This is a genomic window from Streptomyces sp. NPDC005303, assembly GCF_040607335.1.
In the GTDB taxonomy this organism is placed as follows: Bacteria; Actinomycetota; Actinomycetes; order Streptomycetales; family Streptomycetaceae; genus Streptomyces.
In genome coordinates, this window is the sequence record NZ_JBEXGM010000052.1 from 1 (window position 1) to 26,219 (window position 26,219).

22 protein-coding genes are annotated in these 26,219 nt (G+C 71.7%); 11 read left to right on the forward strand and 11 right to left on the reverse strand.

From position 1 onward, the window contains the following. Positions 1-427: 427 nt before the first annotated feature. Together ABZT93_RS38110 and ABZT93_RS38115 are read right to left on the reverse strand one after the other, a co-directional pair. Positions 428-949, reverse strand: a complete 522-nt coding sequence (locus ABZT93_RS38110; RefSeq protein ID WP_356113324.1) for an ATP-binding protein — start codon at positions 947-949, stop codon at positions 428-430. Between the two features lie 181 nt (positions 950-1,130). Continuing rightward, positions 1,131-1,454 carry a hypothetical protein gene (locus ABZT93_RS38115; RefSeq protein ID WP_356013002.1) on the reverse strand — a complete coding sequence of 108 codons (324 nt, stop codon included), beginning with the start codon at positions 1,452-1,454 and terminating at the stop codon, positions 1,131-1,133. Between the two features lie 348 nt (positions 1,455-1,802). Here ABZT93_RS38115 and ABZT93_RS38120 point away from each other — a divergent pair, with 348 nt between their 5' ends. Beyond that, positions 1,803-2,948: a PLP-dependent cysteine synthase family protein gene (locus tag ABZT93_RS38120; protein ID WP_356113326.1), complete on the forward strand. Its 1,146-nt coding sequence runs from the start codon at positions 1,803-1,805 to the stop codon at positions 2,946-2,948. A gap of 145 nt (positions 2,949-3,093) precedes the next feature. On the opposite strand, the gene ABZT93_RS38125 is transcribed toward ABZT93_RS38120, so the two are convergent. After that, the gene (locus ABZT93_RS38125) at positions 3,094-3,573 is read right to left on the reverse strand and encodes an SRPBCC family protein (protein WP_356113328.1); all 480 of its coding nucleotides are present in this window, start codon (positions 3,571-3,573) and stop codon (positions 3,094-3,096) included. Positions 3,574-3,622: 49 nt separating this feature from the next. Beyond that, positions 3,623-4,453 (reverse strand): DeoR/GlpR family DNA-binding transcription regulator, encoded by an 831-nt coding sequence (locus ABZT93_RS38130; protein ID WP_356113329.1) that lies wholly within the window; start codon positions 4,451-4,453, stop codon positions 3,623-3,625. A gap of 291 nt (positions 4,454-4,744) precedes the next feature. Here ABZT93_RS38130 and ABZT93_RS38135 point away from each other — a divergent pair, with 291 nt between their 5' ends. After that, positions 4,745-7,084, forward strand: a complete 2,340-nt coding sequence (locus ABZT93_RS38135) for a hypothetical protein (RefSeq protein WP_356113331.1) — start codon at positions 4,745-4,747, stop codon at positions 7,082-7,084. Here ABZT93_RS38135 and ABZT93_RS38140 read toward each other — a convergent pair. The 4 genes from ABZT93_RS38140 to ABZT93_RS38155 all read right to left on the reverse strand — a co-directional run bounded on the left by ABZT93_RS38140 (position 7,054) and on the right by ABZT93_RS38155 (position 11,736). Further along, entirely contained in the window at positions 7,054-9,489 is a 2,436-nt protein-coding gene (locus ABZT93_RS38140; protein WP_356113333.1) for a right-handed parallel beta-helix repeat-containing protein, read from the reverse strand. The genes ABZT93_RS38135 and ABZT93_RS38140 overlap by 31 nt on opposite strands. A gap of 111 nt (positions 9,490-9,600) precedes the next feature. Next, positions 9,601-10,206, reverse strand: a complete 606-nt coding sequence (locus ABZT93_RS38145; protein ID WP_356113334.1) for a hypothetical protein — start codon at positions 10,204-10,206, stop codon at positions 9,601-9,603. Positions 10,207-10,428: 222 nt separating this feature from the next. Further along, a complete protein-coding gene (locus ABZT93_RS38150; RefSeq protein WP_356113336.1) occupies positions 10,429-11,256 on the reverse strand; it encodes an MOSC N-terminal beta barrel domain-containing protein in 828 nt (275 codons plus the stop codon). A 42-nt stretch (positions 11,257-11,298) separates the two neighbouring features. Beyond that, entirely contained in the window at positions 11,299-11,736 is a 438-nt protein-coding gene (locus tag ABZT93_RS38155; protein ID WP_356113339.1) for a DUF6643 family protein, read from the reverse strand. Between the two features lie 296 nt (positions 11,737-12,032). Between ABZT93_RS38155 and ABZT93_RS38160 the strand changes: the two genes are divergently transcribed. Beyond that, positions 12,033-13,238: a TerD family protein gene (locus tag ABZT93_RS38160; RefSeq protein ID WP_356113373.1), complete on the forward strand. Its 1,206-nt coding sequence runs from the start codon at positions 12,033-12,035 to the stop codon at positions 13,236-13,238. A gap of 4 nt (positions 13,239-13,242) precedes the next feature. Here the strand turns inward: ABZT93_RS38160 and ABZT93_RS38165 are convergent, their stop codons facing one another. Then, positions 13,243-14,439, reverse strand: coding sequence for a glycosyltransferase (locus ABZT93_RS38165; protein WP_356113341.1), 1,197 nt, complete (start codon positions 14,437-14,439; stop codon positions 13,243-13,245). A 39-nt stretch (positions 14,440-14,478) separates the two neighbouring features. Here ABZT93_RS38165 and ABZT93_RS38170 point away from each other — a divergent pair, with 39 nt between their 5' ends. Together ABZT93_RS38170 and ABZT93_RS38175 are read left to right on the forward strand one after the other, a co-directional pair. Next, on the forward strand, positions 14,479-15,267 hold the full coding sequence (locus ABZT93_RS38170) for an aspartate/glutamate racemase family protein (RefSeq protein WP_356113343.1): 789 nt from the start codon (positions 14,479-14,481) through the stop codon (positions 15,265-15,267). A gap of 92 nt (positions 15,268-15,359) precedes the next feature. Beyond that, positions 15,360-15,908, forward strand: coding sequence for a hypothetical protein (locus ABZT93_RS38175; RefSeq protein ID WP_356113345.1), 549 nt, complete (start codon positions 15,360-15,362; stop codon positions 15,906-15,908). Positions 15,909-15,923: 15 nt separating this feature from the next. Here ABZT93_RS38175 and ABZT93_RS38180 read toward each other — a convergent pair whose 3' ends face one another. Further along, positions 15,924-16,952, reverse strand: coding sequence for an O-antigen ligase family protein (locus ABZT93_RS38180; protein WP_356113347.1), 1,029 nt, complete (start codon positions 16,950-16,952; stop codon positions 15,924-15,926). Between the two features lie 229 nt (positions 16,953-17,181). Between ABZT93_RS38180 and lnt the strand changes: the two genes are divergently transcribed. The 4 genes from lnt to ABZT93_RS38200 all read left to right on the forward strand — a co-directional run bounded on the left by lnt (position 17,182) and on the right by ABZT93_RS38200 (position 22,220). Continuing rightward, entirely contained in the window at positions 17,182-18,795 is a 1,614-nt protein-coding gene (gene lnt, locus ABZT93_RS38185; RefSeq protein ID WP_356113349.1) for an apolipoprotein N-acyltransferase, read from the forward strand. An 88-nt stretch (positions 18,796-18,883) separates the two neighbouring features. After that, positions 18,884-19,363 (forward strand): NUDIX domain-containing protein, encoded by a 480-nt coding sequence (locus ABZT93_RS38190; protein WP_356113351.1) that lies wholly within the window; start codon positions 18,884-18,886, stop codon positions 19,361-19,363. Positions 19,364-19,417: 54 nt separating this feature from the next. Then, positions 19,418-20,218 (forward strand): 3-hydroxybutyrate dehydrogenase, encoded by an 801-nt coding sequence (locus tag ABZT93_RS38195; protein WP_356113352.1) that lies wholly within the window; start codon positions 19,418-19,420, stop codon positions 20,216-20,218. An 82-nt stretch (positions 20,219-20,300) separates the two neighbouring features. Then, entirely contained in the window at positions 20,301-22,220 is a 1,920-nt protein-coding gene (locus ABZT93_RS38200; RefSeq protein WP_356113354.1) for a GAF domain-containing protein, read from the forward strand. Positions 22,221-22,269: 49 nt separating this feature from the next. On the opposite strand, the gene ABZT93_RS38205 is transcribed toward ABZT93_RS38200, so the two are convergent. Then, complete coding sequence (locus ABZT93_RS38205) at positions 22,270-23,658, reverse strand: MFS transporter (RefSeq protein WP_356113356.1); 1,389 nt, start codon at positions 23,656-23,658, stop codon at positions 22,270-22,272. A gap of 579 nt (positions 23,659-24,237) precedes the next feature. Here ABZT93_RS38205 and ABZT93_RS38210 point away from each other — a divergent pair. Further along, positions 24,238-25,437 carry an acetyl-CoA C-acyltransferase gene (locus tag ABZT93_RS38210; RefSeq protein WP_356113358.1) on the forward strand — a complete coding sequence of 400 codons (1,200 nt, stop codon included), beginning with the start codon at positions 24,238-24,240 and terminating at the stop codon, positions 25,435-25,437. 91 nt (positions 25,438-25,528) lie between these two features. Next, entirely contained in the window at positions 25,529-26,158 is a 630-nt protein-coding gene (locus tag ABZT93_RS38215) for an HAD family phosphatase (RefSeq protein ID WP_356113360.1), read from the forward strand. The last annotated feature ends 61 nt before the right edge of the window (positions 26,159-26,219 follow it).

The following is a 26,219-nucleotide window of genomic DNA, read 5'->3' on the forward strand; positions in this document are numbered from 1 at the left end:
GCGGGCCTGTGCCCGGCCTTCCGCGCCGTACGCCTCGACGTGTTGGGTGCGGTCGCGGCGGAGTGAGTCGGGCAGGAGCCCAGCCGCTCGCGGGCCGGTGCTGGGTCGGCGGGGGGCGCGTCGGCGTCGAAACGTCGCATGTACGGGAACCTCGCGGGCCTGTGCCCGGCCTGCCGCGCCGCACGCCTCGACGTGTTGGGTGCGGTCGCGGCGGAGTGAGTCGGGCAGGAGCCCAGCCGCCCAGTCGCCCAGCCGTTCGCTGGGCCGGCGCGTGGGCCGCGAGCGGGCCGGAGGGGCACGCCGGTGTCGGGACGACGGAACACGCAAAGGCCCGGCGGCCTGCGCGCGATCGTCGTCCCGACACCGGCCGAACGCGCAAGCGCTCCGCAGGCCACAAGGGGCAGAGAGGGGAGTCGTCACCGCCCGGTCAGCCGGCAACGGCCGACCGGGCGGGAGCGTGTTCGGGCCTGAGGCTTTCGGCCCGCACCTCGGTGAACCTGAACGCGGTCTTGTCGAGGACGGTTCGCCGCTGTGGACGCGAGGCGGAGGGGGTCGGCAGGGTGAACCACACGACCTTCCCCGACTCGCCCTCCGGCCGTACGCCCCAGCTCTCGCTGACGGCGGCGACCATCGCGAGCCCCCGCCCGCATGTGGCGAGCGGCTCGGTGTCCTTGATGTCGGCCACGACCGGCAGACGCGGGTCGTGGTCGTGCACCGAGACCATGAGCCGGTCGAGCACCAGCTCGATCTTCACGGTGCACGTCTTGTCGGGCTGCGCATGGCGGTGGACGTTGGTCAACAGCTCCGTCACACCGAGCACGGCCCGGTCTATGAGGGGATCCAGATGCCAGTAGCGCAATTGCGCAGAAAGGATTCTGCGGACCTGGCCGATCCGCGACGGCAGAGCCTGAAGCTCCACCGTGCAATGCCTGCTTGGGTGACTGATCACGGCTGCGACTCCCCGACGTGAGGTCCGGAAGAACACGGAGTTCGGATCGAGCAGGTGCCTGCGTGGAACGGCCGCCTGCTGTCGTGCCCGGCGGGCTGGTGTGCAGCGTGATCGCCGGTAAACCCAGAGTGATGTGAGACCAGCGTGACGCAGGAGGTGCGGTACCGCAACTCGCGGTGACTCAGTCGCTACGCCCCGCAGCCCTGCGTACGGCCTCGATGAACCGGCGTGCCGCAGGCGGCCCCGGCTCGCCCGGAGCGGGATCGTGCTCGCCCAGGGTGAGCAGATACCGATTGCCGTTGAGGTCGGCGAGAGCCCGGTCGTCCGCGGCGAACCAGGGTTTGGAGGCGCGCACCGCCTGTACCGGCGCGCTGTCGATCTCGCTGCCGTAACTGGTGAGCAGTTCCAGTCTGCCGTCATTGATGCGGACCTGTCCGGCCCGGGTGAGCGAGCGCAACCTCTTCCCGATCCGCACGCCCGTAGCCGTGAACTCCGGCTCCGCCATGCCGCCCCGCCCCCTTGTGCGCGTCGGTGTGCCGGCCCCTGCTCCCGCGTGGGCCGAGAGCCGGCTTCTGTCGTGATCCAGTGTGCGCGCCCCCGTCCGAGACATCTGTCCCGCCCGGTGCAGTCTGCCCGCCACGGGCGTCCAGCACCAGTACGCATGACATCTCACCGGGGGCGCCCGAAGCACTCCTCCGAATGCGCCCCCGCTGCCGCGCGCCGCCCTGACCCCAGAGTGTCTTTGAGGCTCTCAAAGGTGTGTTTATGCAGGTGAGAAGCGTGCGGGAGGTGTCTATGATCGAGACATCGGCCGCGCGACGCGCCGTCGGCGCGAAGTGTTAGGAGCACCGCCGTGAGCACCCCTCAGCAGATCCGGACCGGCGACACCCTCGATGTCGACCGCAGTGACACCGCCTATCGCGGCTGGCTGAAAGAAGCCGTCCGCAAGGTCCAGGCCGACGCCAACCGTTCGGCCGACACCCACCTCCTGCGCTTCCCGCTCCCGGAGAAGTGGGGCATCGACCTGTACCTCAAGGACGAGTCGACCCACCCGACCGGCAGTCTCAAGCACCGGCTCGCCCGCTCGCTCTTCCTCTACGGCCTGTGCAATGGCTGGATCCGGCCGGGCCGCCCGGTGATCGAGGCGTCCAGCGGTTCCACGGCCGTGTCCGAGGCGTACTTCGCGAAGCTGATCGGCGTGCCCTTCATCGCGGTCATGCCGCGCACGACGAGCGCCGAGAAGATCCGCCTCATCGAGTTCCACGGCGGCCGGTGCCACTTCGTGGACGACCCGCGCACGATGTACGAGGAGTCCGCCCGCCTCGCGGTGGAGACGGGCGGCCACTACATGGACCAGTTCACCTACGCGGAACGGGCCACGGACTGGCGTGGCAACAACAACATCGCCGAATCCATCTTCCGCCAACTGGAGTTGGAGCGTTTCCCGGAGCCCGCGTGGATCGTCGCCACGGCCGGCACCGGCGGCACCTCGGCGACCCTCGCCCGGTACGTGCACTACATGCAGCACGACACCCGCATCTGTGTCGCCGATCCCGAGAACTCCTGCTTCTTCGAGGGCTGGAGCACCGGCGATCCGGACGTCACGTGCGACTGCGGCTCGCGCATCGAGGGCATCGGCCGGCCCCGTATGGAGCCGAGTTTCGTGCCCGGGGCGATCGACCGCATGATGAAGGTCCCGGACGCGGCCAGTGTCGCCGCCGTGCGCGCCCTGGAGCGGACCATCGGCCGCCGGGCGGGCGGCTCGACCGGGACCGGACTGTGGAGCGCGCTGAAGATCATCGCCGAGATGGTGGCCGAGGGGCGCCGGGGGAGCGTCGTCACCCTCCTGTGTGACCCTGGCGACCGGTACCTGGACAAGTACTACTCGGACGCGTGGCTGGCCGAACAGGGCCTGGACATCGAGCCGTACACGGCCGCGATCGCCGCACTGCTGAAGACGGGCGTCTGGCCGGCCCAGGTCGCTCCCGGCAGCCCCTAGCCGATGAGGGTCAGCTTCGGGCGGACCAGCCAGAACTTCTCCGGCCGCTCGGGCCGGAGGTGACCGAGGGCCCCTGTGCCGGGCAGCGGCGGGCAGCTCGGGGCACGAAAGGGCCCCTCGCCCGCGGTCCGCTCGGCGGCCCCGGCTAGGCCCCCTGCGCCGCGAGCCGTCGGTCCAGCGTACGGACCGCGTCGCGGAAGGCGTGCCCCAGCCCGGCGCGCCCGAGCTTCGCGACCATGCGGAACGCCGCCGTGCCGTCCACGGCGAACGTCCAGCGCACATGGGTGCCCGTCCCGGCCGGAGTGAGCCGCCACTCCTCGGCGATCGCACGGGCACCGGGCGCGTTGGCCACGTCGACGCGGTAGGCGTACGTCTCGGGGTTCTTCGCCGCGATGATCGTCTCCTGGAAGCGCCCGCCGCCCTTGAGGTGGATCTCCCGGGTCGAGCCGTCCCCGGTCGAGCGGGCCAGCGTCACCGCGGAGAACCATTCCTCCCAGCCCGGTACGTCCGCGGCGAGCGCCCGGTAGACCGCCTCCGGCGGAGCCGACATCTCCTGCACGAACACCAGCCGTACGGGCGCGGTCGCGATGAAGTCGAGCCCCACCTCGCGCAGTTGGTGAGCCATGGACACCCCCCAGGTGTGATCGGGAGGAGCCACCCTAGTTGACGCTCAGTCAGATGTCTGTACCGTCAACGGACTCGCCCGCCACGACCAGCCGCCGCAGATGCTCCGAGACCTCCGCGCGCGCCGAGGTCGGCAGCCCGGCGTCCGTCACCAGGGTGTCGACCTGTTCCAGCGAGGCGAACGAACTCAGGCCCACCGTGCCCCACTTGGTGTGGTCGGCGACCACCACGACCCGCCGGGCCGACTGCACGAGCCGCCGGTTCGTCTCCGCCTCCGCGAGGTTCGGCGTCGACAGGCCGGCCTCGACCGATATGCCGTGCACACCGAGGAAGAGCACGTCGAAGTGGAGCGCCCCGATCGCCTGGTCGGCCACCGGCCCCACCAGCGAGTCGGAGGGGGTGCGCACACCGCCGGTCAGCACCACGGTCGCCGCGCCCTGACGCGGGCCCGTGGAGCGCTGCGCCGCGTGGAACACGTCGGCGACCCGCACCGAGTTGGTGACGACGGTCAGATCCGGCACGTCGAGCAGATGGTGGGCCAGCGCGTATGTCGTCGTACCGCCCGACAGCGCGATCGCGGTGCCCGGGGCGACCAGTTCCGCCGCGGACCGCGCGATGTCCTCCTTGGCGGTCAGCTCCAGACCCGACTTCGCCTCGAAGCCCGGCTCATGAGTGCTCGCCTCGACCACCGGGACCGCGCCGCCGTGCACCTTCTCCAGCACACCCTGACGGGCCAGCGCGTCCAGATCGCGCCGCACGGTCATGTCCGACACGCCGAGCTTGCGGGTCAGCTCGTTGACGCGCACCCCGCCTCGGCGCCGGACCTCGTCCAGGATCAGGGCACGCCGCTGCTCCGCGAGGAGGTTCTGATTCTCACTCACGTACGCTCCGGTCCTTTCGCCTGGGGCCGTCCGACACACCCTGCGCACCCACTCCCACAAGCACATTTTGCCCGTCCCCGGTGCGCGGGACGTCCCATACTCGCACGGCCCCCCACCGGGAGCGCCACCGACCACTCCGTCGCGCTCATGCCGCCGGGGTGACAGCCGTACTTCGGGGCGGTCACCCGGATCGGGGAGATTGCGTGACGAGTAGTGTGCGCGACGCGCCGAGCGGAGATCCTTGTGCCCGCACGGACAGATGCCGACGGCGCGTCACGGGGGAAGTGCGAAATGGTGGAACGTGTCCCGATCAAGGGCGCGGACGGCTCTGCCGCCCGGCCCGGAGAAACCGGCACCGCCCTGGAACTCCTGGTCCACGGAGTGGGCGGCACCACGCCGGAGAAGATGCTCGACGATCCGCGCACGGTGCGGATCACCGGCGACGACATCGCGGCCGTCTTCCGGCGCGCCGACGACGTCGACGCCGAGAAGCGACAGCGCGACGGCCGCACCGGCCCGGTGCCCGAGGCGTACGTCTGGTGCAACCTCACCTCCGGCAACGGCACCCGCGCCCTGTGGCTGCTGTTACTGCCGTTCATGGTGGTCAACCTCGCCCACTGGATGCGCCCCACCGCACGCGACCGCACACGGACGGTGCGCCTCTACGGCCTCCTGGTACGGCTCACGGGTCTGACCCTGACCGTTCTGCTGGTCGCGGCCGCCTGCGAGGTCGCCCTGGACCTCGCGGCCTGGCAGTGCGCGGGCACACGCGCGTGCGCCGAGTCGCACTCCTGGCTGGGCTTCCTGTCACCCGACGTGTCGGACGACGGCTGGTGGAGCAGGCCCGGCCGCCGCCTCGCCCTCGCGGCCCTGGTCCCGGCGGCGCTCACCTGCCTGCTCTGGTACCTGTCCCACCGCACCTGGAGCGCCTACGAGTCCCAGCAGCCCATGTCACGCGCTGGGGAGCCGGAGGAGGACAACGGCCGCACCGCGCTCGGCCGACCCGGGTTCTGGTACGGCCGCCGCCTGGTCGCCCGCCTGCGGGCCGCGCACACCGCCGCGGGCCTGCTGACCATCGCCGCGGCGGTCAGCTCGACAGCGGCCCGCTTCGACCGCGAACCGGGCGGCCCCGCCCTCCTCGACACGCTCGGCCGACTCCTGGAGGCCGGTCTCGTCACCGCCGGGGTCGCCGTCGTCTGGGTGGTGTGCCGCCGCGGCCGCAGCGAGAAGTACCTCGACCGGCAGCTCGACAAGCATCTCGTACGACGTCTGCCGCTCGCCGGGCTCGCCCTGCTCGCCGTCGCCGCGGTGTACGCCGGGTGGGAGCGGCCGGGATGGCAGTCGTACGGCCGGTTGTCGGGGGACGCCACCTTCGGCGGCATCGCCTTGGTGCAGGGCCTTCTGGTCGTCGCCCTGGCCGTGGTCGCCCACCTGCTGTACCGCACCCATCCCGACCCGCGCGCGGCGCTGCGTGGCCTGGCCGGACCGGCCGTGGCGACGCTGGCCTGCGCCCTGGGCGGGGTGATGTCCGGCGGCGTGTCGCAGCGCGTGGCGGACTGGCTGGACGGCACCGGCGCCACGATCCTCGGCCCGCCGGTCCTGCTGACCTGGCAGGCGTCCGTGATCCCACTGGTACTTCTCGTGCTGCTGGTGCACTTCGCCTGGCTCGGTCGGCGCACCTGGCGCTCCGTCCGGGCCCAACTGGGCACGGTCGAGAGCGAGTACCCCGCGGAACCCAAGGACGCGGCACGCACCCGCCGCATCGCCCGCACCCGCGCGATGGCGGCGCTGACGGACCGGGGGCCCCGCCTGCTCGGCGTGACGTCGGCCAGCACCCTGCTCCTCGGAGCCGGAGCCCTCGTCGGCGCCCTGACCTCCCGCAAGACACCGGCGAAGGCCACCGAGGGGGCGTACGTCTTCGTCCAGGGCGCCGCCGACACCGCGCAGGCACTCGGCTCCTGGCTGATCGGCCTCGGCTTCATCCTGTTCGTCACCTGGGGCCGCCGCGCCTACAAGGACCCCTCCGCGCGCCGGACCATCGGCATCCTGTGGGACGTGGGCACCTTCTGGCCGCGCGCCGCCCACCCCTTCGCCCCGCCCTGCTACGCCGAGCGTGCGGTACCGGACCTGACCTGGCGGATCGCGACCTGGACCCGGGCCACGGGCGGCCGGCTGGTCATCTCCGGCCACTCCCAGGGCAGCGTGCTCGCGGCCGCCGCGGCCTGGCAGCTGGAACCGTCGGTCCGGGCGCGGGTCGCCCTGCTGACCTACGGTTCCCCGCTGGAGCGCCTCTACGGCCGCTGGTTCCCGGCCCACTTCGGCCCGGCCGCGCTCACCGCCCTGCATCACGACGTGGACTGCTGGCGCAACCTGTACCGGCTCACCGACCCCATCGGCGGCCCGGTCCGGCTGCCCGGCGACTGCGGCCCCGAGGTGGACCGGGAGCCCCTCAAGGACCCGCTCGCCTATGGCCGCACCGAACTGCACCCGCTGCCCGCGCCGATCCTCGGTCACTCCGACTACCAAGCCGACCCGGTCTTCGCCGAGGAGCGGGCGAGACTGCTGGGCCGACTCCAGCCGGACGTGCCGGGCCCGCGGACTCAGGACGACTCGGGCAGGTCCTCGGCGTAGAGCAGGGTCAGATCGTCCGTGGTCGGGTCGTCCACCTGGGCGACCCGGCTCGCGTGCCGTTCCACCATCGCCTCGAAGGTCTGGCGCGCGGTACGGCCGTTGCCGAAGGCGGGTCCCTTGGGCAGCACGGTGAAGTACTTCCGCAGGGCCTCCGCGGTGCCCGGCGCCAGCCGGTACTCGTGCTCCTCGGCCTGCTGTTCCACGATGCTGAGGAGTTCATCGGGGTTGTAGTCGCTGAAGGTGATGGTCCGTGAGAAACGGGAGGCCACACCCGGGTTGATCGACAGGAACCGCTCCATCTCGGCGGTGTAGCCCGCGACGATCACCACCACCGCGTCCCGGTGGTCCTCCATCAGCTTCACCAGCGTGTCGATGGCCTCCTTGCCGAAGTCCCGGCCCGAGTCCTCCGGCGACAGCGCGTACGCCTCGTCGATGAACAGCACTCCGCCGCGCGCCCTGTCGAAGGCCTCCTGGGTCCGGATCGCCGTGGAACCGATGTGCTCGCCGACCAGGTCGACACGGGAGACCTCGACGAGATGCCCCTTCTCCAGCACACCGAGGGAGGCGAGGATCTCGCCGTAGAGCCGGGCGACCGTCGTCTTGCCGGTGCCGGGGGAGCCGGTGAAGACCAGATGGCGCTTGACGGAGGCCGCCTTGAGGCCCGCCTGCTGGCGTCGCCTGCCCACCTCGATCATGTCCGTGAGGGCCCGCACCTCGCGCTTGACGCTCTCCAGGCCCACCAGGGCGTCGAGTTCACCGAGGACGTCCTTCGAGGTCCGCGAGAGCTTGTCCGGCTCGGCGGGGAAGACCGCCGGCTCCTGCTCGGTGACGCGCTGTCCGGGGATCGTCCCCGGCAGAGCGGGGGAGCGGGCCTCCGTCTGCACGGCCGGCTCCCGGGCCGCCGGCGGGGTCAGACCGCCGCTCTCGTCGCTTGTGCAGTCCTCGACGACGGGGCCCGCCCCGGCGGCCGCGTCCGGGGCGTCCGCGAACTCGTAGCCCCCGCGTGCGCAGCGCTCCGTGCGGCACTTCCTGAGCGTAGAACGGCTTCCGTCTATGACATGGAAGCCGTACCCACCGCTGCCCGTCACCCGGCAGTTCAGGAAGCTGCCACGGCCGCCCGCCGACACATAGAAGCCCGCCTCCGCGGGGGAGTCGACCGTGCAGCGCTCGATCGTCGGGTCGGCGCCCTTGGTGACGATCACGCCGGTCTGGGTGCCGTCCACGGTGCAGTTGTTGAGAGTGCCGCCGCTGCCGTGGTCACGGAACCAGGCACCGGTCGCCGCGTCCCGGATCCTGCAGTCGTCCAGCTGCGCGGTGGCACCGTCGCTCACGGACACGGCGGTGTTGCGTACCTGCGAGATGTCGCTGTCGACGACGTCCGCGCGGGAGCCGCGGTCCAGGACGAACAGCGCGTCCGGTACGTCGTGCACCCGGCAGGAGTCGAGGACGGCGGTGGCGCCGTCGCTCACCCAGACGGCCGGGTAGTCGCCCGTGCTGTCGAAGATCTCGCACTGGTTGGCGTCCACGCGCGTGCCCGGATCCCACACCGACAGGCCGTTGCGTCCGAACTGCCGGACCGTCGTGCGGGTCAGGGTGAGCACCGAGCGGGAGCGCAGGTCGACCGCGTTCTCCGGGATGTCGTGGATACGGCAGTCGGCCAGGGTCAGCACCGCGTCGGTGTCGAGGGTGACGCCGTCGCCGGTGGTGCGGTGCACATCGCAGTCGGTGAGGTGCGCGGTGGCCCGGCCGGTGATCTGGACGCCGCTGCCGCGGACCTCGTAGACCTCGCAACCCACCGCCTCCAGCGCGGAGTTCTCGCCGGTGGCCGCAAGGCCCGCACCCGAGGTGTGGTGGATCCGGCAGCGCTCCAGACGGGGGTGGGCGCCGCCGCGCACCGCGACGCCGGACTGGCCGGCCGCCACGATCTCGCACTCCTCGAACACCCCGCCCGCGCCGTCCAGTACGGCGATGCCGATGCCGGCCGGGTTGTCGACGGTGCAGCGCCGCACGGTCGGCCGCGCGCCGCCGCGCACCTCTATGCCGGCGGCGGAGCGGGTGACGACCCGGATGTCGGCGAGCTCCGGTGTGCCCTCCTCGACGAGCAGGGCGGGCGCGGCCGCGTCCTGGCCCTCCACGTGCAGATCCTGCACCACGGCGGAGGCACGCACGGTCAGCGGCACCCCGTCGACGGGCGCGATCCGCACGGAACCGGGCGATCCCTCGGGACCGCGCAGGGTCACCGCCCGCTGCACGACGAGGTTCTCCCGGTAGGTGCCGGGCGCGACCGTGAGGACGTCGCCGTCCGCCGCGGCCTCCAGGGCGGCGGCGAGCGACGCGTACTCACCCGTGCGGCGCCGCCACCGCGATGTACCGGTGTGCGTCACCTGGACCGTGCCCTGTGCCATGGCGTTGTCGTGCCCCCACCTCGTAGTACGCGGGTTTGTGCTGCCGAGGAACGTCGGCCGGTCCACCGTAGCGTGCGCGCGGGTGGTGGGTTGACCAGAGCCGTGAGGCCGTCAGCTGCCGGTGCCGGTCCGGCCCCAGTCCGGGCCCGCGCGGTCCCAGGCCTGGTCCCAACGGGCGTACCTGCGACGGACCATGCGCCAGACGGCGAGCCGCCTGCCGCCCTCGATCAGGCCCGCGGTCAGCAGTGCCGCGCCGGTGCCCGCGAGAACGGCATGGGTGGTGGCGGTGGCGGAGTCCAGCGGCCGGGCAGCCGTACGGCCGTGGAGGTCGGTCCACACGCCGAAGTGGTCGCCGCGGTGCGGGCTCTGGAGGCCTGCCATCACGGTGCCCCGGTGCGTGGTGCCGTCCGGCGCGGTCCAGTCGGCCATCACCCGGGTGTGCAGATCCCGCCCCGAGGCGGCCTCCGGGTCGGCGTCCAGTGGTGAGCGGTCCAGTTCGCGGATCACGGTCGCCGTCACCAGACGGCGGGATTCGTGCTGCTCGCGAACTGCCCGCTGCAGCGCGTCCTGGGCCGCGTTCCCGGTGACGGACCCGAGGACCGGTCCGACGACCAGGATCAGCAGCAGGGCCAGGAGGCCGACCCAGGCCTCGGCCAGGTCGGTCGCGCGGCGCAGCGGGTTGCGCCGCCAACGCCAGAGTCCGCTGATCGCTCGCACCGTCCGCACCCCCTTCCCGCTCCGTGATAACCCCCGACGGAGTCGTTCACGCGCGGGACCGGCCGAAGAGAGAGCGAAATCACCTGCGGCCGGGTCCTCTCATGAACTCCTCATGAAAGCCCCAACGCGCAGGCCCCCGCGCCGGGTTCCCGGCGGAAGGGCCCGGGTGGATCTTTGGCGGAACTCCGTCCGCCGCGACCACGTCGGCCCCGCGCTCGCTCCTCATTCGAGGATCGTGACCGGGTCACCGACCCGGATCGTGCCCCGGTCCCGGGGCACGAGATTCTGTCCGAAGACGAGCTTGCCTCCGAAGCGGCGGTGTCGGCCCAGGCTGTGCAAAGGCTCCTTGCCGCGGACGGCGTGGTCCTGGTCGGTGGTGGTCACCACGCACCGTCCGCACATCTTGGCCACCCGGAAGGTGACGTCCCCGATGGCGATGAGCGACCAGTCGTCCTCGGCCCAGGCGTCGGTGCCGCCCACGACCACGTTCGGCCGGAAACGGTTCATGGGCAAAGGGCCCTCTGCCGCGTGTCGGCCTTCGGAGATCAGGGAGTTGAGGGCGTCGAGGGAGGCCGCGGAGGTGAGCAGCAGCGGATAGCCGTCGGCGAAGGTGACGGTCTCGCCCGGCAGCGCGTACTCGGGTTCGACGGGGCGGCGGGTGGCGGGGTCGTCCATGTGGACCAGGCGGGTCCGGGCGCCGAGGTACTCGCTGCACCACGCGTGTGCGGCCGGGTCGGCGGCGGGCACTCCTTCGACCTTGTCCCCGAAGAGATCCAGCGTGACGGTCTCGCCCGGCTCGGGGACCGGCACGGTCAGCGCATCCATGCCGGGCGCGGACAGAACCACGCCGCCGCCGGGCATCAGCTCGGCGACGGCCAGCGCGAGGCGTGGCTGCTGTCGTTGGGTGACGACCTTTCCGCCCTCGTCGACCAGGGCCCAGCGCCGGTCTCCGGCCAGCCCCCAGGGCTCGACCTCGGCCTCCCGGAGTCCCAGACTCCGCAACGCCTTGACCGGATGGACGTGAATCGACAGCAGCTGCGCATTCCCCATGCGGCCATCGTGCCAGGTGGCACCGACAGCCGGGGAGGGCAATCAGTAACCGCGGTACTGCTGGTTGTTGTACGGGTCCTGGTAGGGAGCCGCCGGAGCGGGCCGGGGAGCCGCGGGGCGCATCGCCTCGTAGCCCGTGCCCATACCGGGGCCGGCCGGACGCGGCTGCTGCTGCGGCCCGGGATAACCGCGGGGCGCGGCAGCCTGCTGCGGGATGTACGTCCCGGGCGCCTGCTGCAGCGGAGAGGGCTGCTGCGCCTGCGGGTAGCCGTAGGAGGAGTAGGAGGGACCTGCGGGGAGAGCCGGCAGCGCGGACGGCAGCGCGGGCAGGTGGCTGGCCGGGACGTCGTACGCGGCCGGGACCCGGATCGGGGCGATCTGCGGGGTGCCCCGCTCGGCCACGAGTGAGTCGTAGATCGGAGTGTCCGGGAAGGAGGCGGAGTAGTAGCCGCCGCCATAAGTGGAGCGGGGGGAGGTCATGGCACATAAGTTAAGCCCACGATGTGCTGGTTGGGGAGACCGATAAGAGGGTTGTTTTCAGTGTCGGCAGTGACGCGGGATCCCCAATGCGAGCGAACTCGGCAAAAAAGGACGCCAATCCAGGTCCCATCCCTGTAAAGGCCGAGTTCCGAGCGGGTTACCGGCGGTTGGCCGGCGATCTTCCCGGGTGCGGGAGGGGAGTTCGCCGTCCCGGGGGAATAGGTTGTGCGGGGAGAACTCCCGGGACCGCCGGGCACGTCCTGGCCTGCCGACACCTGATGGGGGCGGACATGTCAATGTCGAAAGGGTCGAACGCGCCGGTGCCCACGACGGCACTGCGCGTCGAACTGAGCTGGCGCTCCGGGCCGGGAGTCCCGGTCGCGGATGCCTCGGCCCTCCTGCTCGTCGGCGGGAAGGTCCGTTCCGACGCCGACTTCGTCTTCTACAACCAGCCGCAGCACTCCTCCGGAGCCGTCCGCCACGAGGGCAAACGGACCGACGGCGGCCGCGTGACCGACACGCTGCTCGTCGATCTCGCGCGCGTGGAGCCCTCGGTGGAGACAGTCGTGCTCGCCGCTTCGGCGGACGGCGGGACCTTCGCCGGCATTCCGGATCTTTACATCGAGGTGCGCGATGCGGCGCTTGGAACCGTGGCGGCGCGGTTCGACAGTACGGGCGCGACCGTAGAAACCGCTTTCGTGCTCGGGGAGTTCTATCGTCGGCAGGGCGCTTGGAAATTCCGCGCCGTCGGACAGGGCTACGACAGCGGACTGGAAGGTCTGGCAACGGACTTCGGCATCACCGTGGACGAACCCCAGCAGGCGGCACCGGTGGCATCACCACCCACCCCTTCTTCACCACCCGTCCGGCTTTCCAAGGTCACGCTGACCAAGGCGGCTCCTTCCGTCTCCCTCACCAAACAGGGCGGCACCTCGGGAGCGATGCGAGTGAACCTCAACTGGCAGGTGCGTAAACAGTTCTCGGGCTGGGGCAGCAAGCGCGGCCGCGCGGTGGCCATGCACGCCGACCTCGACCTCGACCTTTGCGCCCTGTACGAACTCGCCGACGGCCGCAAGGGAGTCGTGCAGGCACTGGGCAACGCCTATGGCGCCCTGCATCAGCCGCCGTACATCCACCTCGACGGCGACGACCGCACCGGTGCCGTCGCGAGCGGCGAGAACCTCACCGTGAACCTCGACCACAAGCGGGACTTCCGGCGCATCCTCGTCTTCGTGACCATCTACGAGGGCGCGCGTTCCTTCGCCGAACTGCACGCCACGGTCACCCTCCAGCCGCAGTACGGCGCCCCGATCGACTTCTCGCTCGACGAGTGCACGGTGCCCTCGACGGTGTGCGCGCTGGCCCTGATCACCAACACCGGCGACGACCTGGTCGTCCAGCGCGAGGCGCGCTATCTGGTGCCCGACCGCGGGGTGAGCCCGCAGCGGACGGTGGACCACGTCTACGGCTGGGGCATGAACTGGACACCGGGCCGCAAGTGAGGCCTCACCGCTCCTCGCCGACGACGGCGTCCGGGCGCGCGTAGGTGCGGCCCTTCCACGCCGCGCCGCGCCCCCGGTAGTGCTGCACAGCGGAGTCGACCGTCATCAGGAGGTAGAGGAACGCGGTGAACGGCAGCAGGGGAGCGAGCCACAGCGGCTGCCGGTAATAGCGGAGCATCGGGACGTACGTGCCCGTCATGACCAGCCACGCCAGAGCACCGAGGACCAGAGTCGTCGTATCCCCCGTCACCGGACCCGCGACCACGGCGACCGGCGGCACCAGGTAGACCAGCGCGAGCCCGACGACCGTTCCGAGCAGTACCAGCGGGTTGTGGCGGAGCTGGGCGTACGCGCTGCGCGACACCATCCGCCACAGGTCGTGCAGCCGGGGGTAGGGGCGCACGCTGTCCACCCGTTCGGCGAGGCCCAGCCAGATGTGGCCACCTACGCCCTTGACGGCCCGTGCGAGGGCCACGTCGTCGATCACGGCATGCCGGATGGCGTCCGGGATCCGCGCCCGATCGGCGGTCTCGGCCCGCAGCAGGACACAGCCGCCCGCCGCGGCGGCTGTCCGCGCACCCCGCTTGCCGATCCGCCGGAACGGATACAGCTGCGCGAAGAAGTAGACGAATGCCGGCACCACGAGCCGCTCCCACAGGCTCTCCACCCGCAGCCGGGCCATCTGCGAGACGACGTCGAAGCCCCCGGCGTACGCGGCGGCGACCAGCCGTCGCAGGCTGTCCGGCTCGTGGGCGATGTCGGCGTCGGTCAGCAGCAGGTACTCGGGGCCACGCGCGCGTGCCAGGCCGATGCCGTGGCGTACGGCCCACAGCTTGCCGGTCCATCCCGCCGGCGGCTCACCCGGTGAGGACACGGTCAGCGGCAGTCCGCCGTGCCGGCCCGCCAGTTCGCGTGCCAGCTTCCCGGTGCCGTCTGTGCTGCCGTCGTCGACGAGGAAGACCTCCGCACGCCCCGGATAGTCCTGGGCCAAGAGCGAGGGAAGGCTCGCGGGCAGTACCTCGGCCTCGTCGCGAGCCGGCACCACCACGGCCACGAACGGCCAGGCCGCCGGATCCCGCTCCGGCGGGATTCTCACATCCGTGCGCCAGAAGAATCCCTGGCAGAGCAGCAGCCACAGCCAGGCGGCGAGGGATACGGCGGCGGTCCACGCGATGGCGCTCACGCGCGCAGTCTGCCCCACGGAACCGGCCCCCAAGGGCTCATCGTCTATCGTGGCCGGGTGAAGATCGCGCTCTTGGACTCCGGAATCGGTCTGCTGGCGGCCACCGCCGCGGTACGGCGACTGCGCCCCGACGCCGATCTCGTGCTCTCCCTCGACCCCGACGGCATGCCGTGGGGTCCCCGGACCCCGGACGACATCATCGGGCGCGCGCTCACCCTCGCCGAGGCCGCCGCCGCCCACGGTCCCGAGGCCCTGATCATCGGCTGCAACACCGCCACCGTGCACGCACTGACCGCCCTGCGCGCCCGTCTGGAGCCGGATCTGCCGGTCATCGGCACCGTCCCCGCGATCAAGCCCGCGGCGGCCGCCGACGGCCCCTTCGCCATCTGGGCGACCCCCGCCACCACCGGCAGCCCGTACCAGCGCGGTCTCCTCGCCGAGTTCGCCGACGGAGTGCCGGCCACCGAGGTGCCCTGCCACGGCCTCGCGGAGGCGGTGGAGCACGCCGACGAGGCCGCCATCGACGCCGCCGTCACCGCGGCGGCCGCCCTGACCCCCGAGGACGTGACGACCGTCGTCCTGGGCTGCACCCACTACGAACTGGTCGCCGAGCGCATCCGCGCCGCCGTACAGCGCCCCGGACGTCCGCCGCTCGTCCTGCACGGATCCGCCGGAGCGGTCGCCGCCCAGGCGCTGCGCCGGATCGGCGCGCAGCCCGCGCCCGAGGCCGCGGCCACCGGCAGCCTCACGGTGCTGCTCAGCGGACGCGAGGGCGCCGCCCTGCCCGCGCCCGCCCTGGCCTATGCCGAGGGCCGGCTCCTGCGGACGGCCACGCCCGCCCGCTGACCGCCGGGCGCGGCCGGAAACCCCCGCCCGGAGGAGCAGTCACTCTGCGCGACGAGGTAGCCGCGCGGCGAAACATGAGTAATCTCGTTGACATGAGGGACCACCCCCACGGCGAGCAGACCTCGCATCACGCCGACGTCTGGACCGGCCGCGCCTCCAACAGGATCCAGTGGCTGCTGGCGCTCGGTGGCGCCGCGATCGTGGCGCTCGGCATCGAGCTCGCCGTCGACTCGGCCTGGACCTCCGGCGTGGCCCCGCTGGTCATGTCCGTGGTCGGCTGCATCGCGGCCGGACTGCTGGTCCTCTTCCTCACGCTCGCATTCGTCCATGTCGCTCTCAGGGTCGACATGGACTCCCTGGAGGTGCGCTGCGGCCACATCGGCGTGCCGCGCCGCCGGATTCCGCTCGACCATGTCGCCGGAGCCGAGTTCGTCCCGCACGTCACGCCTCGGCACTGGGGCGGCTGGGGCTACCGCTGGCGCCCCGATAAGGGGACCGCCGTCGTCGTACGCCGCGGTGAGGGCGTGGTCCTCCAACTGTGGGACGGCCACACGTTCACCGTCACCGTGGACGACGCGGAGGCCGCCGTACGCATCATCCGTGACCGGCTGCGGCCCAGGGCAGCGGGTCCGCGACGCTGAGACCGGGCCGACCGGTCACTCGGGGGCCGGTGCCTCGGTGAGCGGGTGGGCCGTCGTCAGGCCCGCCAGGAACCCCGCGCCCACCGACACCATCGTGAAGCTCAGCGCGTTGCCGACCGCGGCGATCGCCGCCAGCGACGTCAGGGCCGCGCCTGCCGTGAGGACGACCGGAGTGGGGCGCGGAGAGCGCCACAGCGCGTACAGCAGCCAGCAGAAGGCGGCCGCCAGCAGCAGCACGCCGATCAGCCCCTGCTCGGCGGCCATCTGAAGCGGTGCCGAGTGTGGTTTCCCGTCCGGTGGCAGGGACTGGGCCGCCGTCGTACTGAGCTCCCCGAAGCGGCCTGGACCCACACCGAGGGCGGTGTCCGCACGTGCCAGGTGGAGGGCGTCGTGCCACAGGTCGATGCGGTGCGGGGTGAGCCGGCCGCGCAGTGATTCGGCGAGCCCGTCCGGTACCGCGTTCCCGGCCACCGCCCAGGTCAGTCCGGTCACCGTGGTCGCGGCGAGAGCGAGGCCGGCGATGCCCGGGCCGCGGTGGCGCATCCCCCCCGCGGCGAGCGAGCACAGCAGCACCGCCGTACAGGTGACCAGCCCGGACAGCGAACCCAGGACGACCGAGGTCACCGCGATGCCGACGGCCAGCAGCCGCAGCAGGAGTCGCAGGGCAGGGGAGGGGGTGGTCCAGGCGGCGCAGCACGCGGCACCGGCGGCGAGCGTCAGCAGTGCGGCCGTGGCACCCGCGTGACCCAGCGGGCCGACGATCTCCGGTCCGGGCGTGAGGCGGGGGAGCCCCACCGTCAGGCCCACTCCGGCCAGCGCGGCCGCGCAAGGGGCGGCGACCGGCAGCAGCGCCCCCGAGATCCGGCCGGTGGCATAGCCCGCGGCGACGGCCAGCAGGGCGAGCAGCACGCCTTCCGGACGCCCGTCGTGCGCGGCCGCGGTGATCAGCGACCAGGCGGCACAGGCGCCCAGCACCAGTACGCCCACCACGTCGGAAACGTTTCGTCTGTCGCCGTCCTCCTCGGAACCGGCCACAGACACCATCCCCGTGGAACCCACCCCGCCCCCCGAAACCCCGGTCCCCCGACCTGTGGCCACCGCCGCCCGGACGCTACCGGCCCGTACGACGGGGACTTCGGCACACCGTAACCGCTGATGGGCGATTTGTGGACGAGTTGTACGGGATCTGTGCGATCGAGGCGGGTGGGCGGTGCCCCGGTCACCAGACGGACCGCGCTGTGGACGCCGAGGTCAACCGCCGTACACTCCCGGAGTGACCGTCACCGCAACTTCCGTGGACGAGTCGGACCGGCTGGAACCGCAGTCCGCGCCCGCCTCCCGCTGGGCCGCCCGGCTCCGCCGTCTCGTCCCGGCCGCCGCCGCGGCGCTCTCCGGAGTGCTGCTCTACGTCAGTTTCCCGCCACGCACCCTGTGGTGGCTGGCCGTGCCCGCCTTCGCCGTCTTCGGCTGGGTGCTGCGTGGCCGCGGCTGGAAGGCGGCGCTCGGTCTCGGCTATCTCTTCGGCCTGGGCTTCCTGCTTCCGCTGCTGGTGTGGACCGGTGTCGAGGTCGGCCCGGGGCCCTGGCTCGCGCTGGTGGCGATCGAGGCGATCTTCGTCGCGCTGGTGGGCGTCGGCATCGCAGCCGTCTCGAAGCTGCCCGGGTCGCCGGTGTGGGCGGCCGCCGTCTGGATCGCCGGAGAGGCGGCACGCGCGCGTGCGCCGTTCCAGGGCTTTCCCTGGGGCAAGATCGCGTTCGGCCAGGCCGACGGCGTCTTCCTGCCGCTCGCCGCGGTGGGCGGCACGCCCGTCCTGGGCTTCGCCGTCGTCCTGTGCGGCTTCGGCCTCTACGAGGTCGTGCGTCTGGTCGTGGAACGGCGGGGCTCCGGCGCCGTACGGCGTCCGGCCGCGGCCGTCGCCCTGCTGAGCGTGGCCGTACCGGTGGTCGGGGCGCTCGCCGCCCGGACGCTGGTGAGCGACAAGGCCGAGGACGGCACCGTGACGGTCGCCGCCATCCAGGGCAACGTGCCGCGCGCGGGCCTGGAGTTCAACGCCCAGCGGCGGGCCGTGCTCGACTACCACGCGCGCGAGACCGAGCGGCTCGCCGCCGAGGTGAAGGCCGGCAAGGTTGAGAAGCCGGACATCGTGCTGTGGCCGGAGAACTCCTCCGACGTCGACCCCTTCGCGGACGCGGACGCGGCCGCGGTCATCGAGCAGGCGGCCAAGGCCATCGACGCGCCGATCTCCGTCGGCGGCGTCGTCGAGCGGGGCCGCAAGCTGTACAACGAGCAGATCCTGTGGGACCCGGTCAAGGGCCCCACCGACACCTACGACAAGCGGCAGATCCAGCCGTTCGGCGAGTACCTCCCGCTGCGCTCCCTGGTCGGCGCGATCAACAAGAACTGGACCTCCATGGTCCGCCAGGACTTCAGCCGCGGCACCAAGCCGGGCGTCTTCCGGATGGCCGACGCCAAGGTCGGCCTGGTCACCTGCTACGAGGCCGCGTTCGACTGGGCCGTGCGCTCCGAGGTGACCGACGGCGCGCAGCTGATCTCCGTGCCGAGCAACAACGCGACCTTCGACCGCAGCGAGATGACCTATCAGCAGCTCGCGATGTCCCGGGTGCGCGCCGTGGAGCACAGCCGGACCGTCACCGTGCCGGTGACCAGCGGCGTCAGCGCGATCATCATGCCGGACGGGAGGATCACCCAGAGGACCGGCATGTTCGTGGCCGCCTCGCTGGTGCAGAAGGTGCCGCTCAGGTCGACGGAGACTCCGGCGACCCGGCTCGGCGTCCTGCCCGAGATGGCCCTGGTGCTGGTCGCCGCGGGCGGGCTCGGCTGGGCTGTCGGCGCCGGGGTGCGCAGGCGTCGCGCCGAAGGCGCGTAGGCGCACGGAGGCCGTACGTCCCCGAAAGATCACTTGAGCCATCCGGAAAGATCGCTTGAGCCATGAAAGCGGCCGTTAGGGTCGAGGCATGGCTACTCCTGACTTCATCCGCACCCTGCGGCGTTCCATCGGCCACGACCTCCTCTGGCTCCCCGGTGTCAGCGCCATCGTCTTCGACGACGGGGGCAGAGTGCTGCTCAACCGCCGCTCGGACACCGGCAAGTGGTCGCTGCTCGGCGGCATCCCGGAACCGGGGGAGCAGCCCGCGGCCTGCGCGGTGCGGGAGGTCGAGGAGGAGACGGGTGTTCGGGTCGTCGTCGAGCGGGTCGTCGTGGTCCAGGCGCTCCGGCCCGTGACGTACGACAACGGCGACATCTGCCAGTACATGGACATCTCGTTCCGCTGCCGGGCCGTCGGCGGTGAGGCCCGGGTGAACGACGACGAGTCTCTCGAAGTGGGGTGGTTCGCGGTGGACGCCCTGCCGGAGCTGAACGAGTTCGGGATGCAGCGGATCAAGCAGGCGCTGATGGACGCACCCACATGGTTCGACCCCACGACTTCCGAGTGAAGTATGGGGAATGACCACATGTGGCCAGGGCCGGGCGCTGCCTAGGGTCGGAGTATGACCGGCAGCAGCGCCCTCCCGGGCCCCCACGCCCCCACGCTCGACCTCGGCGGCCGCACCGCCCTCGTCACCGGCGCCGCCGGCGGCATCGGCCGCGCCTGTGCGCTGCGGCTCGCGGCGGCCGGGGCCAAGGTGAGAGCGGTCGACCGGGACGCGGCCGGCCTGGACGCGCTCGCCGAGCGGTCCGCGGGGCTGGCGGGCACCGTCGAACCGCACGTCCTCGACCTCACCGACCTGGACGCCGCCGAGCACGCCGCCGCGGGCACCGACGTCCTCGTCAACAACGCCGGCCTCCAACTGGTGCGCCCGATCGAGGAGTTCCCGCCCGAGGTGTTCCACACGGTGCTCACCGTGATGCTGGAGGCGCCGTTCCGCCTGATCCGCGGCGCCCTGCCGCACATGTACGGACAGGGGTGGGGGCGGATCGTCAACGTGTCCTCGGTACACGGTCTGCGGGCCTCGGCCTACAAGGCGGCCTATGTGGCCGCCAAACACGGTCTGGAGGGTCTGTCCAAGACGGCCGCCCTCGAAGGCGCCCCCCACGGCGTGACCTCGAACTGTGTGAACCCCGCCTATGTGCGCACCCCACTGGTCGAGCGGCAGATCACCGACCAGGCTCGGGCCCACGGCATCCCCGAGGAGCGTGTGGTGTCCGAGGTGCTGCTCCAGGACAGCGCGCTCAAGCGGCTCATCGAGCCGGAGGAGGTCGCCGAGGCCGTGGCGTACCTGTGCGGTCCGCAGGCCTCGTTCGTCACCGGTACGTCGCTCGTCCTGGACGGCGGCTGGACCGCGCACTGACCGGCATCCGCCCGCACGTCGTGCCGTGCGGAGTTTTCCACAGGCCTGACGGGGTGAGCGTGCGATGAGCAATCCTGTGGGCATGTCCAGCGATCACACGCAGTCCGTCGAGCGCCCGGTCGGCAATGCCGAGGCACCCTTCCTCGAACTGCTGGCCAGGGGCGCGTCCGCCGACGCCTACGAACAGCCGGTGCTGATCGCCCGTGCCGAGGGAAGGCCGGCCGAGCGGATCGCCGCCCTCGAGGAGGCCAAGGCGGTCGCCCTGCGGGTGCGCTCCGAGCTGGAGGGCCGGCGCCGGCGGGAGGCCGAGCTGTCCGCCCTGTTCGAGACCGCCCACGACCTGGCCGGGCTCAGGGACCTGGACGCGGTGCTGCGGGCCATCGTGCAGCGCGCCCGCTCCCTGCTCGGCACGGACGTGGCCTACCTCAGCCTGAACGACCCGGCGCGGGGCGACACGTACATGCGGGTCACCGAGGGCTCGGTCGCGGCCCGCTTCCAGCAGCTGCGGCTCGGGATGGGTGAGGGGCTCGGCGGACTGGTCGCCCAGACCGCCCGCCCCTACGTCACCGACGACTACTTCAAGGACGACCGCTTCCAGCACACCCTCACCATCGACTCGGGCGTACGGGACGAGGGCCTGGTCGCCATCCTCGGCGTGCCGCTGACGCTGGGGCACCACGTGATCGGCGTGCTGTTCGCCGCGGACCGGCGGGCCCGGGTCTTCGAGCGGGAGCAGATCGCGCTCCTCGGATCCTTCGCCGCGCTGGCCGCCGCCGCCATCGACACCGCGAACCTGCTCACCGAGACCCGCTCGGCCCTGACCGAACTGGAGCGGGCCAACGAGATCATCCGGGATCACAGCGGTGTCATCGAGCGGGCCTCCGAGGTTCACGACCGGCTCGCCGAACTGGTGCTGCGCGGTGGTGGGGTGCACGACGTGGCGGCGGCCGTCTCCGAAATCCTCGACGGCACGGTCGAGTTCGCCGAACTCGCACCCACCGAGGCGCTGGAGGCCTCCCGGGCCGAAGGCCACGCCGTACGACAGGGGGACGACTGGATCGCCGCCGTCGCCGCCGGCGGCGAACACCAGGGCGCGCTGGTGCTGCGCGGCCACCCCGGGCTCGACCCCGTGGACCAGCGCACCCTGGAGCGCGCCGCGATGGTCACCTCGCTGCTTCTGCTGGCCAGGCGGTCCGCCGCCGAGGCCGAACAGCGTGTGCGCGGCGAGTTGTTGGACGACCTGCTCGACGCCCGTGACCGCGACCCCCGTCTGCTGCTCGACCGGGCCGCCCGGCTGGACGCCGACCTCGACGCCACCCATGTCGTGCTGGCCGCCCGGCTCGACGGCCCCGCGGCCGACGCCGACCAGGAGGCGGCCGCCCGCAGACGCCTGTGGTCCGCGGCCTCCCACCTCGCCGCCACCCGGCACGGCCTGGCCGCCGCCCGCGACGGCGGCACCGTCCTGCTGCTGCCCCTCACCGCCGGGGACACGGCCACCGAACTGGCCCGCCGCACCGCCGGGCACCTCGGCAAAGCCGTTCACGAGGCGGTGACCGTCGGCGCCTCGGCCCCGGTCCGCGATCTCGCCGTCCATCTGGACGCCGTGGCCGCCGCCTACGAGGAGGGCCGGCGCTGCCTCGACGCGCTGCGCCTCCTGGGCCGCTCGGGGGACGGAGCCGCGGCCGAGGACTTCGGGTTCCTCGGGCTGCTCCTGGCCGGAGACCGGGACATCGCGGGCTTCGTGGACCGCACCATCGGTCAGGTGGTCGCCTACGACGACCGGCGGGGCACCGATCTGCTGCGCACCCTCGACGCCTACTTCGCGTGCGGGATGAGCCCGGCCCGCACCAAGGACGAGCTGCACGTCCATGTGAACACCGTTGCCCAGCGCCTGGAGCGCGTGGGCCGCCTGCTCGGTGAGGACTGGCAGAGTCCCGCCCGCGCGTTGGAGATCCAACTCGCGCTGCGGCTGCACCGGTTGTCGGCGCCCACACGCCACTGACCCCCGCACGCAGGGCGTACGGGGGCCGGTCGGGCCTGGGCGCCCGGGCTCAGGCGGTCCGGGCGTCCGCCGCGCGGGACGCGGCCGCCGGCCCCGGCTCGGCCTCCGGCTCGACGCCGGACAGGTCCCGGTGGCGGGTCTCCTTGGCGACACCGACGGCGACGACCGTCACCACGGCCGCGGCGATGACGTAGAGGGCGATCGGGGTGGAGCTGCCGTAGTCGGAGAGCAGCGCGGTGGCGATGAGCGGGGCCGGGGCACCTGCCGCGACGGAGGCGAACTGGGCACCGATGGAGGCACCGGAGTACCGCATCCGGGTCGCGAACATCTCGGAGAAGAAGGCGGCCTGGGGCGCGTACATGGCGCCGTGCATGATGAGTCCGACGGTCACCGCGAGGATCAGGTTGCCGAAGCCGCCGGTGTCGACCAGCGCGAAGAACGGGAACATCCACAGCCCTACGCCGACCGCGCCGAACAGGTACACGGGGCGCCGGCCGATGCGGTCCGACAGGGCGCCCCAGGCGGGGATCACCGCGAAGTGCACGGCCGAGGCGATCAGCACCGAGTTGAGAGCCGTCTGCTTGGAGACACCGGCCGACGTGGTGGCGTAGACGAGGATGAACGCGGTGATGACGTAGTAGCTGATGTTCTCCGCCATACGCGCGCCCATCGCGATCAGCACGTCGCGCCAGTGGTGGCGCAGCACGGAGACGATCGGCAGTTTCTCGGTCGCACCGTCCCGGGCCGCCTTGCGGGCCTCCGCCTGCGCCAACGCCTGCTTGAACACGGGGGATTCGTCGACGGACAGCCGGATCCACAGACCGACGGCCACCAGGACGCCGGAGAGCAGGAAGGGAATCCGCCAGCCCCAACTGCCGAAGGCGGCGTCCGACAGGACGGCCGTCAGCAGTGACAGCACACCCGTGGCCAGGAGTTGTCCGGCCGGTGCACCGGTCTGCGGCCACGAGGCCCAGAAGCCGCGCCGCCTGGCGTCCCCGTGCTCGGACACGAGCAGTACGGCCCCGCCCCACTCTCCGCCGAGCGCGAAGCCCTGGACCAGGCGCAGCGCGGTCAGCAGCACGGGCGCGGCCGTGCCGACGGTCGCGTGCGTCGGCAGCAGCCCGATCGCGAAGGTCGCCCCACCCATCAGCAGCAGGCTCAGGACCAGCAGCTTCTTACGTCCGAGCCGGTCACCGTAGTGTCCGAACACCAGGGCGCCGACCGGCCGGGCGGCGAATCCGACGGCGTACGTCAGGAAGGACAGCAACGTCCCGACGAGCGGATCGGAGTCGGGAAAGAACAGCTTGTTGAAGACCAGGGCGGCCGCGGAGCCGTAGAGGAAGAAGTCGTACCACTCGATGGTGGTGCCGATGAGGCTGGCGGCGACGATGCGCTTGAGGTTGCTCGGTGTCGGGGGAGCGGATGCTGCGGAGGCCATGTGCGCCACTTCCTCGTGTGCGGTGGGGACGGGTACGTGTTCGCACACCGTAGGAACGCGCACGTCAAGGGCACATGTGGCGGTACAACATAGTTCGCGGGGCGAGTGTGCGTGCCGCCCCTATGCCAGCCCACTGATGGGCCGGCCCAGGGGCACAGCTCACGCTCGGTGCGGGCGGCGGTCCCGAACCCGAAATCACGGGCGAAGCAACGGTCGCACCGGCCTGCGCGGCCGCTGGGCCGAACGCGCTGTCCTCCGTGCTCCAGCCGTACAGCGTGGGCACGTCGACGAGGCCGATCGCGCCAGCTGGCCCGGTACCAGTTGAGCGCCGTGGTGAGAGCACCGGACTCCGACGGGTGCGGTACGTAGGCCGGCGCCGCGGCCTGCCGTTGCCGACGAGCCCAGCCTGCTGGAAGCCTGCCCTGTTGAACATGACGCCGAATTCAAATATAACCGATCACACCACGCCGCAGTCGGCGATCGGTGCCGCCCACCGGTATCGAGCCCGGCTCACGGAGCTCGAAATGCCGGCCCCGAAGCTCCCGGGCCGACGGGACCAACAGGAAGCAGTGAGGCCACATGAGGGAAGCAGTCATCGTTTCGACGGCACGAACGCCGATCGGCAAGGCATACCGGGGCGCGTTCAACGACACCCAGGCACAGGAACTCGCCGCCCATGCCCTTGCGCACGCGGTGCGGCGCGCCGGGCTTGAGGGAGGCGAGGTCGAGGACGTCATCTTCGGCTGCGCCGTGCAGCAGGGGTCCTCCGGGTTCAACCTCGCCCGCCAGGCCGCTCTGCGTGCCGGACTTCCGGACAGCGTGTCGGGGATGACGATCGACCGGCAGTGCTCGTCGGGCCTGATGGCCATCGCGACGGCCGCCAAGCAGATCGTCACGGACGGCATGGAGATCGCTGTCGGCGGCGGGGGCGAGTCGATCTCCTTGGTGCAGAACGACCACATGAACACCCACCGCATGGCGGATCCCTGGCTGGTCGAGCACAACCCGAGCATCTACATGCCGATGTTGCAGACGGCGGAGATCGTCGCCGAACGCTACGGCGTGAGCCGGGAGCGCCAGGACGAGTTCGCCCTGCTGTCGCAGCAGCGCACCGCGGCGGCGCAGGAGGCCGGCCGGTTCGACCAGGAGATCGTCCCGCTCACCAGCGTCAAGAAGGTCCTCGACAAGCAGTCCGGCGAGGTTCGGGACGAGGAGATCACCCTGACCCGGGACGAGGGCAACCGCGCGTCGACGACGCTCGCGGGCCTGACCGGGTTGGCGCCGGTGCTGCCCGACGGTCAGGTGAGCGCGCATTCCAGCGTGACGGCTGGCAACTCCTCGCAGTTGTCGGACGGGGCTTCGGCATCGGTGTTGATGGAGTCGAAGGAGGCCGAGCGCCGCGGACTGGAACCGCTGGGCGTCTACCGGGGTATGACCGTCGCCGGTTGTGGACCGGACGAGATGGGCATCGGCCCGGTGTTCGCCATTCCGAAGCTGCTGAAGCAGCACGACCTCACCATCGACGACATCGGCCTGTGGGAACTCAACGAGGCGTTCGCTTCCCAGGCGCTGTACTGCCGTGACGAACTGCGCATCGACCCGGAGCGGTTCAACGTCAATGGAGGGGCGATCTCGGTCGGCCATCCCTATGGAATGACCGGTGCCCGTCTGGTGGGGCATGCCCTCATCGAGGGCAAGCGCCGCGGTGCCCGGTATGTGGTGATCTCGATGTGCGTCGGCGGCGGAATGGGCGCGGCCGGACTGTTCGAGACCGCCTGAGGTCCGCATCCCTGCGGGAGAAACATGGCCGCTGTCCGCAGGGGACGGCGGCGAGCCGACGCTGGAGAGAGGCGTGGATATCGTGTCGAACATGGTGGAAAAGGCCCGAACCGCGGTCCTGGTGGACTTCGGCGGGGTCATCACGTCCAGTGTGTTGCGGGCTTTCACCGACTTCGGCGCCTCGCTCGGCGGCGACCCGCGCCTGCCGCTGCACCTGCTCGCCCGGGACCAGCCGTCACGCACCCTCCTGGCCGACCATGAATGCGGCCGTATCGACGCCGAAGCCTTCGAGCGGGGATTCGCCGAGCGTCTCCGCGTTCATGGCGCCGACGTACCGGCCGAGGGGCTCACGGCCCGCATGCAGGCGGGAATGTCGATCGACCAGGACATGCTCGCGCTGCTCGGTGATCTTCGAGGCGCCGGCTACCCCGTAGCGCTGGTATCCAATTCGTTCGGAACCGGAACCTACGACGGCGTCGACCTCGCCGCTGTCGCCGACGTGGTCGTCATCTCCGCCGAGGTCGGGGTCCGCAAGCCTTCCCGGCGGATTTACGCGATCGCATGTGAACGCCTCGACATCGATCCCGAGGGGGCAGTCATGATCGACGATCTGCAGCAGAACCTCGACGGGGCGGCGCGGATCGGAATCGGAGGCGTCCTGCACACGAGTGCCGCCGATACCCGCCGCCGACTCGCCGAACGCTTCAGGATCACCACCTGACGGGACCGACCGCTCGGGCGCAGTGAGGATCGGGTCGGTACCGCAACTTCGGGATTGACGT

Coding starts and splice junctions, on each gene's coding strand:
- ABZT93_RS38180 (WP_356113347.1), bottom strand. CDS start 16,952: ATGGTGTCTGTGGCCGGTTCCGAGGAGGACGGCGACAGACGAAACGTT.
- ABZT93_RS38195 (WP_356113352.1), top strand. CDS start 19,418: ATGACCGGCAGCAGCGCCCTCCCGGGCCCCCACGCCCCCACGCTCGAC.
- ABZT93_RS38150 (WP_356113336.1), bottom strand. CDS start 11,256: ATGGGGAATGCGCAGCTGCTGTCGATTCACGTCCATCCGGTCAAGGCG.
- ABZT93_RS38215 (WP_356113360.1), top strand. CDS start 25,529: ATGGTGGAAAAGGCCCGAACCGCGGTCCTGGTGGACTTCGGCGGGGTC.
- ABZT93_RS38160 (WP_356113373.1), top strand. CDS start 12,033: ATGTCGAAAGGGTCGAACGCGCCGGTGCCCACGACGGCACTGCGCGTC.
- ABZT93_RS38175 (WP_356113345.1), top strand. CDS start 15,360: ATGAGGGACCACCCCCACGGCGAGCAGACCTCGCATCACGCCGACGTC.
- ABZT93_RS38135 (WP_356113331.1), top strand. CDS start 4,745: ATGGTGGAACGTGTCCCGATCAAGGGCGCGGACGGCTCTGCCGCCCGG.
- ABZT93_RS38115 (WP_356013002.1), bottom strand. CDS start 1,454: ATGGCGGAGCCGGAGTTCACGGCTACGGGCGTGCGGATCGGGAAGAGG.
- ABZT93_RS38155 (WP_356113339.1), bottom strand. CDS start 11,736: ATGACCTCCCCCCGCTCCACTTATGGCGGCGGCTACTACTCCGCCTCC.
- ABZT93_RS38190 (WP_356113351.1), top strand. CDS start 18,884: ATGGCTACTCCTGACTTCATCCGCACCCTGCGGCGTTCCATCGGCCAC.
- ABZT93_RS38200 (WP_356113354.1), top strand. CDS start 20,301: ATGTCCAGCGATCACACGCAGTCCGTCGAGCGCCCGGTCGGCAATGCC.
- ABZT93_RS38210 (WP_356113358.1), top strand. CDS start 24,238: ATGAGGGAAGCAGTCATCGTTTCGACGGCACGAACGCCGATCGGCAAG.
- ABZT93_RS38125 (WP_356113328.1), bottom strand. CDS start 3,573: ATGGCTCACCAACTGCGCGAGGTGGGGCTCGACTTCATCGCGACCGCG.
- ABZT93_RS38205 (WP_356113356.1), bottom strand. CDS start 23,658: ATGGCCTCCGCAGCATCCGCTCCCCCGACACCGAGCAACCTCAAGCGC.
- ABZT93_RS38140 (WP_356113333.1), bottom strand. CDS start 9,489: ATGGCACAGGGCACGGTCCAGGTGACGCACACCGGTACATCGCGGTGG.